Source organism: Gilliamella sp. wkB195 (assembly GCF_001690445.1).
Taxonomy (GTDB): Bacteria; Pseudomonadota; Gammaproteobacteria; order Enterobacterales; family Orbaceae; genus Gilliamella; species Gilliamella apicola_E.
Window position 1 is genome coordinate 75,989 of record NZ_LZGP01000031.1, and the last position, 12,909, is coordinate 88,897.

Consider the following 12,909-nt stretch of genomic DNA (forward strand, 5'->3'; position numbering starts at 1 on the left):
TCCGCCTTTTTTATTAACAATAAAATATAATTAAAATTCGCTATTTACCTTTTGTATTTCTTTTCTCTTTTTTCGGTTTTTTATTTGATGATAACTGCAAAGCCTGTACACTTTGCACTAAGTCAGCCAATTGCGTAACAATTTGGTTTCCGGTATCACTTTCATCACCACCTAGTGTTTTATTGCGTATAAAATCAGCTTTGATTTGTTGCCAACGTTTAGTTTGTGTATCAGTTAATACGCCACGAATTTCAGCGAGTTTAAGGAGATTTTCTTCAGCACCATTAGTTAATAGTTGAGCTTCACCCAAATAGTGATCGTTGATGATTTGATTTAGTTCATCATCATTCATAACAGAAGAAACCTTCTCAGCAAGTTTATTCATATTTCGATAACTACCTTGAAGTTTGAAAGGTGGTTCTGTACGGTATTTATCTGATTGAGCTGCACTAACGATGTATTGTTGGTTAACTTTGAACACCACTTCTCTAATTTTCAATAGGTTACTAAGTACTGCAACAATTTCACTGATTTCTGCTTGGCTGTAAGCATAACTTAATTCATTGCTGTTAAGTGGCTTGCCTTGTGCATGGTCAATGAGTTGATAAAGATCATTTAAATCACGTAACGCAAGTGGTGCTAGAATTGGATTTGAAGTTAAGCAGTTTTCGATATAACTTGAAGCAAAAACTTCATCCATACCACCAAGAACTTCACCTAAATTATAAATATCTGCACGATTAGCCAACATATCTGGTATTTTGAATACTTCTCCTGATTCAGTATATGGGTTACCTGACATAATAACGCAGAATTTTTTACCTCGGAGATCATAGGTCTTAGTTTTTTCTTTCCAAACACCTTCTATTCGGCGTGAACCATCACAAAGGGAGATGAATTTTTGTAAGAATTCCGGATTGGTGTGCTGTATATCATCAATATAAAGCATGACGTTATTTCCCATTTCAAGCGCTAGATTAAGTTTTACTAACTCTTGTTTGGCTGTTGCATTCGGTGCTTGATTTGGATCGAAAGATAACACACTATGACCTAAAGCCGGACCGTTAATCTTCATAAAGATTAATCCAAGACGATTAGCAACATATTCCATTAACGTCGTTTTACCATAACCTGGTGGAGATATAAGCAGTAATAACCCCATTAAATCGGTACGTCTAGTTTCACCAACCGTTCCCATTTGTTTAGCTAAGTTATCACCAATGATAGGTAAGTAAACTTGATTAATGAGTTTGTTTCGCACAAACGAACTTAATGGTTTAGCCTTAAATTCCTCCAGATGTAGAAGATCACGTTGTTCATCGAGTACTTCCTGACGAAGACTTTGATAATGCTGAAACTCCGGAATAATAATTCTGGACTGTTTACGCATGCGACTAAAGAAATCATCAAGATTAATATTCAACACTCCCTGAATTATACTTGGATGATCGCCAAGTAAATCGTTGACGGAAATATCAAGCTCAAGCTCGCTAATTCTCAGCGTAATGCTACTTTCTTTATCTAACATACACAATACTAAAGCTTCAGCAATATAGTCTGATAGTTTTTGATATTGGGGGAGGGTACAAAGACCTTTAAACCAACTTTCGATTAGAATCCAGCGATCGGCAAGTCGTTTTTGAAGATTGCTTTGTGATTGGTTAAAATCACCCCACATATGAGATTCCTCGAGGCGGGCTTTTAAACCTTCAAATAGATAGTGGCCATATTTACTTAACGTAAATTCTTGTGGTGTTTCGGCTAATATATAGCTTAAATATTCAGTTGCTTGTTTTACATGATACTGTTCATGTTGAATAGGGTACTTTTCTAAAAATTGGGTTAATTCAAAAGACATCTCTGTTTGAAGATTTCTTATACCTTCATCATGACCAAATAACGCCTGTATATCTTTACAAGTTTTGGCTCGCTCTGGCCATAATTTGGCAATATCACTCTTTTGATTATGATGCCAAAAAAGAATAGCTAAGCTTCGGGCTAAAGGGTTATAGCGTAATAGACCGGCAGCTTCACCTAGCGGAATCAGTTTAGCTAATATTTTTAATGCATCGTGATCGTGAATCCCTTTTTCATAGCCCTCACGATATCGCATTGACGCATAATCTCTTACTGTTTTAGCTAATACCTCAGGTTGGTTTAATTGATTTTTTAAATCTTCATAACTTAAATCATGCTCTTTTTTAAGCGCTGAATTAATTATTGAATATGCTAAATATTCACCACGGTAAACACTAGGCGATTCGGATTCTAATGAAATTGACCAGAAAGGTTTATAACTTTCTAATTTAGGGTGATTGATTCTTTCCTGATAATCAGTACCCGTTAATTGCAAATAAAGATGCTCTTCTTTTGGTACAATGGTTAAATCAAGTTCTTGGGTGTTGACACTAAACTTATGTCTTGGCCCCAGTTTGATTACATTTCCGCCAGATTCAAATATTTCTGATTTATCTCGTAAGGCTCGTATTGATTGATCTCTGGCACTTTGGAAACGAGATTCAATATCATCTGCTTTGACATTATCAAAAAGTGCTCTTAATTTTTCGACTATTTCACGAATTTTTAAAGCTAAAGCGTCGGCAACAAAAAAAGCATTTAACTCATTTTGATCAGAAAATTTAGCCGTTCTTCTTGGTATACTATCTAAAATTCGATTGGCAGCCGTAAGTAACGCTTCTGTTCGTCTTGTTCTATCTTCAAGTAGTGATTGTTTATGGGTTTCAAATGATTCTAATATCTCTTCTCGTTTAGCCAGAATATCATTAAGGAACTCTTCACTTTCACTGAATTGATTTTCAAGCTCTTCAAGTTGTACTAGAAGACGAGATAGCTCATCATCACATTTTTCAGGTGTTGTTGCAATACTCAAGGCATTGGCAATACTTTGCCCAAATAATTTAAATTGAGCACCAAATTGAGCGACCATTTCAACATTAGCTAAATTTTTTCGTTTTTGTTGGATTTTAGCTTTTGTTTGGTTAAGTTTTGCATAGACTTCAGCTATTGATTCTATGATTTTAGTTTGTAATGTGACATCATCAAATTTTAGGGTTGCTATCAATTGTGAAAGCATATCTAAATCAGTTGACATAGTTTCTGTTATTTCAACAGATTCAAGTGATTTTGCAACAGTATCTGCTTTGGTAATTTGCTGTTCAATATCGTCAATTTTTACATTGAATGGCTCTAATGCTTTATCACTTCCTAAAAACTCAGCAGTAGCTAATGAAACCTCAGCTTGTCTAGCTTTTAGTTTATTTTCCATTTCATCGATTTGGTCTAAATCAATGTATCGGTAAGTTCTTAATGTGACTAAACTGCCAAGTTGTAATTTTATTGCATTTAATGCATCAACAAATTCTTGTGTTTCTTGCCAGCTATCAGGGTAAAGCTTGGTTAATAAATCTTGTTGATTAGAAATTGCCTCACGCATAGCGCTTTCGGATTGACGTCGAATGCTTTCGACTTTTTCATACTCATCTATAACTAATTCACTCGTTTGTGAAATATTACGAAGAATAGGGGAGAATGATAGGTGTTTCTCGTCATTGAGCCAAAAGTAATTATCAAAGAGCCGTTTTGTATCTTCACTTAGTTTGCTATAGAGTTGTGAAGAGACTGCCTGGTTATCGATTTCGCGCGAGATAAAATACAGATCTGAAATTCCGCGAACAAGTTCAGCATTACCTATTTTTCCGAGGAAGCTATTATTTGTCGGTTGTTGTGCTGCATATTCATCACTATAAAAAGGAGTTTGCCAAATTTGCATTGGATGAACTCTAGTTGGCTCATCACTTTCTCCTTCAAAAACGACCATTCGACCATTTTCAAAAACGGCGTAGCCATGACCTAAAATTGGGTTATCTAGTTTGCGTTCAATCATATTATAATTGAACAGTGCTAGTCGCCCATTGCTTGGGTCATAGAAAATATATAAAACATCTTCACCATTTGGTGAACGGCGAATTCGTCTGAAACGCATACCTGACATTGATTGGTCAAAAGTTTTATAATCTCCATTTTGTAAGTAGTATCCCCCAGGAAATATAATTCCATGATCTTCTGGAAGTTGAATACATGATTGACCAATAAAATCTATACGATGGACTTGCTGGATTAGCGAGTTATAAACTAAATAGCGCCATTTGTCTTCGCGGTAAGGGAGAATTTTCAATAGGATTAATGAACCAACTTTTGCATATTCTATTTTAGCATCATTAATTGATTGATTTTTATCAACAACCTCTTCTCGATAAATTCCTAAACCATCATTAGTATTATTTTCACACTTTATTGTTAAGTCACCACCAATGGTTTCAACAAATACTGTATCAAGAACATTGATATGAGGAAATCGCCCATTAACAATATCTTCACGTGTTGTTTCGATCCATTCAAAATCGTAGGCAGGTGGTAGTGCGATATCTCGCTCACCTCGATTATCTATATACTCGATTGTTTTTTTATCGCTAGATATAGACCATCGAAATACACGAATATCACTAATTCGTTCTCCAATTTGAAAACTAGCAAGAAGTTTTCCATCACGTTCAACAAGCTGAAGTAACTGGGCATTTTTATAATAAGTATAAAGCTCATTAAAGTCTTGTATAAATCGATCTATATTTAAGAATGTATTTGAGAGATCAATCGGATCAGCTTCATAATTGTTATCACGTTCCACTAATTGATAAAGTGAAAATACATCTTCTATCTTGGTTTCTTTTTTTAATCCTAAATAGACGTTATAACCAAACAACAACCAATCACCAAAGCGAACAATATCTCGTGCTACACAGTTATTTTCCGTTCTAATACGAATACGGCTAATAATGGACATGTCACTTTTACCAAACTCAGATAGCCTTTCCTGATTTAGAGCTTCTGTCTTTTGATTAAGTTCTTGTCCTAAAGAGGTTAAACGTTTACGAAGAATTTCATAAGCTCCGCCTTCCGCGACTGCTTTATCAATTGATGTTTGTTGCTGATCTTGGGTTTCTGACATGTTTTACTCGTTGAAGATAATACTGAAATACCTAATGTTTTAGGTAGGAAATGAATCCTACCTAAAACTGATTACATTATAGATAAATGACTATTCTGATAGTAACCTATTCATTCTCATTATTGGATGACAAAAATTGTTTTGCTAACGCTTTTAAATCAGTGTTTTGCAAAGTCTCTTTTATGTTTATGTTTTTGTCTCCCGATAAGCGAGATAGTACTGATTGTAATGCAGATTGTAGTACAGGGCTCTGATTAACAGTTCCTTCTATTGCTTTACCTACACTAATTGCTTTAGAGAAGCTATTAAAGAAGTTATCATTACCACCTACAATTTCAATATTGGCTTTACTGAATGCCGCAGCAAGCACGTCAGCTTGTTCTCTAGCAATTTCTTTGTTAGCAGCAATAGCAGCCATGGCTTGTTCGAAACCTTTTTCAAGCGCTAAACGGAATTCCTCATGATTTTTCGATTGTTCATTCATCGTACCCATTGCTTGGAACTTATCTACTAAACCATTTGCCTCAGCAGTTAATTTTTCGCGAATTACTAACGCTTCTGCCAGACCTTGTTCTTTTGTTGCTGATGCTTTTGCAAATCCAATACGTTCATCACCACGAGCTTGAGCAGAAAGTTTTTCCTCAAGTACTTTAGCTTCAGTTAAACCTTGTTTTTCTACTGCAATTGCTTTGGCTTCAATAACTTTAGCTTCTGCTAAGCCTTTTTCTTGATTACCTTTCGCTTCAGCTAATAATGTCTCAGCTGTAATATTTGCTTTGACTAAACCTTCTTTTTCTTCTGCTTCTGCTCTTGCTTTACGTACTTTAGCTTCGGCAAGGCCTATTGCCGCTTCTTCGGCTTCTATACCCTGAGCTAATTGTTTTTTAGCTTCAGCTTGTTTAGCTGCAGCTTCTAATTCAGCTTGAGCCATCGTGCTGATTTCAATTGCGCGATGTTTAGATGATTGTTCATCTGCCTCAGCTTGTTTTACTTGTTTAACTAGCTCTTGTTCAGCTCTAGCTTCAGCTTCAATAATTGTTGTTTGTTTTTCACGATCTGCTCTTGAAACTTCACGAACTTCTTTAATGTTTTCCTCTTCAACTGCAACTGTTTTTTCAACTGCTACACGTTCACGAATAACATTAGCAATCTGTTTCTTTTCCTCTTCTACAACTTTGTCTTTTTCTATTCGTTGTAGTTCAACTTCACGTTCACGAGCAACAATTTCAAGTGAACGAGCTCGGATTACACGTTCTTCTTCAATCGCAATAGCTCTTAGGCGGTTATTCTGTGCAACTTCTACTTCACGTAAACGATTCTCTTCTCTTACTTCAATTTCTTGTTGGGTTTGAATTCTAGCTTGTTCAGCTTTCAAACGTTCTTCTTCTTGAACTTTTAATGTTTCAGCGGCTTCTCTAGCTCGAATAGTTTCAATTTCACGTTTTTGTCTAGCCTCAGCGTCAGCTTGTTGACGTTCTAATTCAAGTTTAGCTTCGATAGTTTCAGTATCTTTTTTCTTAAGAGCTAACTCTAAATCGCGTTCTCGCTTATTGGTTTCATCTTTATGTACAGCAGTTATAGCTGTAATTTTATTAATACCTTCAGCATCAAAAATATTATCTGGGTCGAGTGATTTAATTGGAGTTTGTTCTAAATAATCGATAGCAACATCTTCAAGGGCATAACCGTTAAGGTCTTTACCTATTACATCAATGATACGTTCACGGAAATTCATTCGATCTTCAAATAGCTTTGCAAGTTCAAATTGTTTACCTACGGTTTTTAATGCTTCTGAAAATTTAGCACTAAATAATGTGCTTACCGCTTGTTGGTCTGATGCACGATCTACACCGATTGATTTGGCAACTTTAAGAACATCTTCTGTTGTTTCATTAACGCGTAAATAGAAGGCTACGCAGATGTCAGCCCTAAGGTTGTCTTGGCAAATTAAACCATCTTTACCTCTTCGTTCTACGTCAAAAGTGATCAAGGAAATTTTCATGAACTCTTTTTTGTAGATGATTGGATATACCAATGCACCAGTAAAATGAACTTTAGGTTTTGACGTCATGTCATTAACAATAAGCGCCGTACCTTGAGGAACCTTTATGTAAAATGCCTTAAATAATAGGAAGAATCCGACAATTACAAGAAATATACTTCCAACTATTACCAAAAAAAACATTATAGTATCACTGCTTAAAGACATATTTTTCTATTCTCCAAATTAACTTCTATTAGCCATTAAAATCTTTTAGGCTAATTATTTCATAACAATTTGTTGTTTCATCATACTGAAGGATTACGGCTTTATCACCGCGCTTGAATTGATAAGATTCATCACATCTTACCTCTAAAATAAGGCCCGCTCCTCCATCTTCACAGGTAGCTTGTCCTTTAGTTCTGGTTACGGTACTTGAGCGTATTTCGATAACTTGCCCTAACAATGATTTATGATTGTGGTTAATTATCAACTTTCTAAATAAAGGACGAAGTGGTTTAATAAAAAAAGCAGTTAAATAGACTGATAAAATAAATGAGATAATTAAAAGAGCTATCCCTGCTAAATAATAAAGAAATACAAAATCATACAAAGGTAGGATTAATAGACGAAAGGCAAAATAACAAATTGACCATCCAATTAAAGAGATCAATGTGATGATGAGAGTCATTGGTACTTCATTGAAGCCAAATTTCATTAATAAACCACCTAATCCAGTAGATGGAACATCACTATAAACATCATTGACACTGATATCAAAATCTAAACAGTCAACGCTTAATAGTCCTAATGCTGCAACAAACCAATATAAGATACAGATTGTTAACAATGCACTAAAGATAATTACGGGAAAAGAAAAAAATATTCCCCAAAACAGTTCCATTATATTCCCTTCATCTATCCAAACTAGTTTTAACTAATTAATTATTTTATAATTGTTTTTGCTATTCTAACTTAAAAATATTAAAACGCGAAAACTTTAATTCGATTGTTTTTCTTTTAATCTAGCTAAAATTGAAGCTGCATTATTATTGCCAGCTTTAATACCGGCCGCTTCTAATTTACTATCAAGCGAATCAGGATTTTCAGTTGCTGCTAATTCTTTTTTTGCTTCAAAAGTGGCAGCAGCTTTTTCTTGACGTTTTTTGATTCTATCTAATGAATCGAGTGCAGTATGCAATTTAGCTGTTGAACTACCGTAACGCTGTGCTACTGCAGATTGTGCTTTTTGGACACTTTCAGTAGCTTTAACTATATCAACTTGTTGTTTTAAATTACGAATATTGATTTCAGATTGTGAAATAGTTTGTCGTAAATTTTTAACACTTTCAGCAAAATAGTTAGCTTGCTTTTTGTTATTTTCATATTGATTTTCGAGTACCGAAAGTTTTTCCGCTACTTCCAAAGCTAACTCTTCATTGTTATTTTCAAGTGCTTTAATAGCATATGCTTCATATTCAGTTATTTGAGCTTTTGTTGATTCAACTTGTTTCTCTGCTAATTTTTGTTCTGCTAGAATATTAGCTAATGATTCTTTAGCTTGTCTTAATTCTTCATCAGCATCTCTAATTTCTTGGTCTAATATACGTAACGCTTGAGAATCAATTATTGATTCGCCAACTTCATTTATTCCACCACGTAATGCTGTTACTAATTTTTTGAAGATAACCATATTTAACTCCTTCTATAACTATTCGCTTTAACTATTCAATATTAAAGAAATGCTCATAAGCTTCAGTCGCTTTGATCACATTGTCTGATAACATTTCGAGTTCATAAATAATATCGTTTAAGGTTGAGGATGAACTAAGTGCACCATACATAATGTAATTGATTTCTCCATCTCCTGTTTTTTCAATTGCTATAGTTGATAAAGCAAATAGTTTTCTAGCAGACAGAATTTCTTCATTAAATGATGAAGGATTTTTGATTAGTGAAACTGGCCAAAGTAGTGCTTCTACAATAATTTGCTGATTTGAAACGCTTAAAAAAAGTGGTAAATCACCATAGTCATGCATAATGATATGTAAACAAGCATCGACACCATCAATTATTTCAATACTTGCAGAACCTTGTTTGATTAAATCAGTTTGATTTAATTCTTGGAAAAGGTCATTAATTTTCCAGATTTCTTTATTTTTCATTTCATTGTTTTCCTTCACATAGTACAAAAAAGATTTATTTTCTACAGCTGGTTGACGAAATTTTTTTTCGATTTCAAGTAACTCAGCAGTATTTTCAGGCAAAATCCAAACTTCTTTTTTTATCAACCCCTGTTCTCTTAAACGTTGTCGGTATTGTTGTTGATAAAATGCTGAGCTTTTAGCTTCTTTGGTTTTTTTCATAAATTTTGGTTATTCTTTAATTTTTTATACAACTTATATTAGCATAATTTTATCACATGTAAATATTACATGTGATATTTTTTTATCAATTTATTGATGCTAATTTACTTTAATTTTAATAAAAAACTAAACACCTTTAGGGAGCTTTTATAGAAGGCTATAGAATAAATAACCCGCATGATGCGGGTTATTTATTTGAAAAAATGATATATCATTCTAGAAATCAACATCTAAACCTAATTGGAATGTTCTGCCTGGAGCAGTAAACATGTTTAGATATTTATGATCTGATGTGCTGTATAATTTATTATTACTTAGATAATCCCAATATTTTTGATCGGTAAGATTATAAACTCCACCATTCAATTTAACATTCTTAGTAATATTAATATAACCAGTTAAATCAATAATGCCATGACCGGCGATTCTAAAATAGTCATCTTTAGAATTAGGAAGTGGTCTACCATCATTACCATAAGATTCTCTAGATGTCGCTTCGGCTTTTTTACCTTTTTGGAATGTTGCTGTAACAGCCACACCATAAAATTTATTCGGATCATCCCACGCTAAACCGACAACACTTTTCATTGGTGCTATTGAATCCATTTCAATATATTTATCACCTAAATAGCTTGATTTTGATTTGCCTTGGTTATAACCAATTGCAAATTTAGCGCTTAAGCCATTAGCAGATTCTACCCATTTGCCGATATTGAATTCACTGCTCAATTCAGCACCATAGATGTATGCCTTATCACGATTTTCTGCTTGATAAACAATTCGGTTACCTGTTCCGACAAAGTTCTTTCTATAACGTGTATAAGCGATGAAATTTTTATATTTATTATAAAAAGCTGAAGATGTTAAAGTTACACCTGAAACAGGATGTCCTTTCAAACCTAATTCAAAATTGTCACTGGTTTCAGTGTTAAGATTTGAATCACCAACAAGTACATACATATTGCTATGCGCTAAATAAGATCCATATAATTGGTTCTGATTTGGCATTTGTGCGGAACGTTTGAATTGTAAATAAGCAGTGAAGTCAGGATTAATATCATACATAAATGACATAGAAGGTAAAACTTGGAAATCACTATTGCTACTATATTGTTTACCTAACTGGCTACCATTGATGTTTGTTACAGCCATATTTTCTAAATTACGAGGTTTAGTATTTTGGTAAATAACTCTAACACCAGGTACTAGATAGAAATTATTACTATCTTTAATATTAAAACTAATTCTGTCTTCGAGGAATCCCCCTAATTGATAACTTCGACTATCTGCTTGGGGTTTAGTGTAATCTCCGTCTGGAAATATTCTACCATTTTGAGATTGGGCTGAAGTAAAGAATGGTGATTCATCTTCACTCCATTTACCATTTAAACCAGCGCTAATTTTCTGATTTTCATAGTTTTTAACTAAAGTAGTAATAAAATTATAAGTTTTTGTATTGTAATTTGTTTGAGTATTAAAATTACCTTTAGTTGTATGTCTAATATCGGTACTATCATAGACATTGGTTCGTTGATAATTTAATTGAGTAGTTAAACTATCAATCCAGCTTATAGCAGTTGGTTTCCATTGATCTTTAATCGCAAGATTAAAGCGATTGTTTTTGCTTCTTTGATGATCAAGTGACTCAACTTTTTTACCGTATTTATCCCAAGTATCATAATGAGAATTTTTGGTTTTATTATTGTAATCAACTGTTGTATTAATTAAATGTTCTTCTGTCATTTGCCAGCCAAAACCAGCTAAAATCGAGTTAGAGTGCCAGTTTTCTGGATAACTACTTATTGAGTCTCCATTATTACGTGTTTGCTGGCCATCGCGTCGACTTAAAACCAAAATACCATTTAGATAATCATCACCACCAGCCATAGTTAAGCCCTGGTGGAAACTTCTATCTGAACTATCATAGTTATTTTGATAACCAAAGTAGGTCGTTTTACCCGGATAGAGGTAATAACTTGCCGATTTAGTTTGGAATGAAACTGAGCCACCTAGGGCATTATTTGCATTACTAACCGATGTCGCTCCTGATTGAATATCAACTTTATTGTACATATAGGTATCAATATAATCTCGGCCAATACCGTAAGATCCAAACCCCGCTCGTCCAACAGAGTTAACCCGACCTTGAGCTATTGGTAAAGGCATACCATCAATATCGATTGACACGCGGTTAGCATCTAAACCACGAATATTGTATCCAGTAAACCCACCACGGTCCCAACTACTTTTACCACTACCTGAACCTGAAATACTTCCTGGGGCAGAAATTAGAGGTTGATAACGCATTATAGTACCAAAATTAGTACCTCCATCACGGCGAATATCTTGCTCAGAAATTTCAGTATTCATTCCCGGATTTTTTGTTGCTTCATGAGCTGTTACAGTAATAGTATCAATGTCTTTTTCATCATTATGTTTATCAGTAGCGAAAGTAGGTAGTGCTAATGTTAAACCTATTGCTAATGAACTTGTCTTTTTTAAATATTTAAAATTCACATTTTTATCCTTTCAAACTTAATATGTTTAATGGCGCATTTATTGCTTCAATTAATAAAAATATTATTAAAATAGTTTATTCAGGGTAAAAGCTTTGGAAAAGCAATTTTGCTGCTTCATCAACTCTTGGCCCGATTCCAAATAAGTAACTATCATCTATAACCGTAATACGATTATTTTTAAATGCACTTGTTTCAGTAATACCTGGAATAGTATTGACTTTGTCTAAACCACCTAATTGATCAATAGAATATTTATTTAAGATGATAACTTCTGGATTGATAGCTATAATTGATTCTGCAGTATAACTTTTGAAGCTATTATGCGTTGCCAAATTTTCACCACCAGCGATAGTGATTAATGCATCAATTGTAGTATTTTTTCCTGCTACAGAATTGGAACCACCCATACTCATTAGGGATAAAACTTTTGTTTTTTGTGGGTGAGTTGCGATTTTGGCTTGAATGTCGGCAAGATTGGCTTTAATTTTATTGATTAATTTTTTGCCTTCGTCTTGTTTATTTAATTTAGATGCAATTTTATTGATATTTTCGTATAACAGTTCAATTGTACCAGGTACACGCCTTAATGCTAATACATCTACTTTTGACTCAGACACTTTTTCGATAACATTATCAGGTTCTACATCATTTAATGTTATAAACAAGGTTGGTCTAAGCGATAAAACACCTTCAATATTTAATAATTTCCAATAACCGATTTGTGGCAATTGTTTAACTTTCTCAGGATAACTGCTTGTTTTATCAACACCTACGACATCATCTCCAGCACCTAGTGCGAATACAATTTCAGTAAGAGATCCTCCTGCAATAACAATTCTTTCATTTGCTGAACTATAATTGAGAAGACTGTTGATACTAAATAATAGTAAAAATAGGCTAATCCTTTTTATAAAATTTTTCTTCATGATTTAATTTACCTACCATGGTTTTCAATTTTGGAAGAATAATATAGTGAAAATGATAACCATTATCAACATAAAATATTGGGGGATTTAA

7 protein-coding genes are annotated in these 12,909 nt (G+C 33.8%); all 7 read right to left on the bottom strand.

All coding sequences use genetic code 11. The annotated features are described in order from the left end of the window. Positions 1-40: 40 nt before the first annotated feature. Positions 41-5,026: a DNA repair ATPase gene (locus A9G08_RS08415; RefSeq protein ID WP_065563260.1), complete on the bottom strand. Its 4,986-nt coding sequence runs from the start codon at positions 5,024-5,026 to the stop codon at positions 41-43. A gap of 106 nt (positions 5,027-5,132) precedes the next feature. Beyond that, the gene (locus A9G08_RS08420; RefSeq protein ID WP_218058451.1) at positions 5,133-7,211 is read right to left on the bottom strand and encodes a hypothetical protein; all 2,079 of its coding nucleotides are present in this window, start codon (positions 7,209-7,211) and stop codon (positions 5,133-5,135) included. Positions 7,212-7,263: 52 nt separating this feature from the next. Then, entirely contained in the window at positions 7,264-7,911 is a 648-nt protein-coding gene (locus A9G08_RS08425; RefSeq protein ID WP_065563262.1) for a hypothetical protein, read from the bottom strand. Between the two features lie 96 nt (positions 7,912-8,007). Further along, a complete protein-coding gene (locus A9G08_RS08430; RefSeq protein ID WP_065563263.1) occupies positions 8,008-8,700 on the bottom strand; it encodes a PspA/IM30 family protein in 693 nt (230 codons plus the stop codon). A 31-nt stretch (positions 8,701-8,731) separates the two neighbouring features. Then, the gene (locus tag A9G08_RS08435; protein ID WP_065563264.1) at positions 8,732-9,373 is read right to left on the bottom strand and encodes a YjfI family protein; all 642 of its coding nucleotides are present in this window, start codon (positions 9,371-9,373) and stop codon (positions 8,732-8,734) included. Between the two features lie 216 nt (positions 9,374-9,589). Then, entirely contained in the window at positions 9,590-11,890 is a 2,301-nt protein-coding gene (locus tag A9G08_RS08440; RefSeq protein WP_065563265.1) for a TonB-dependent receptor domain-containing protein, read from the bottom strand. A 76-nt stretch (positions 11,891-11,966) separates the two neighbouring features. Then, complete coding sequence (locus tag A9G08_RS08445) at positions 11,967-12,818, bottom strand: heme/hemin ABC transporter substrate-binding protein (protein WP_065563266.1); 852 nt, start codon at positions 12,816-12,818, stop codon at positions 11,967-11,969. Positions 12,819-12,909: the final 91 nt, after the last annotated feature.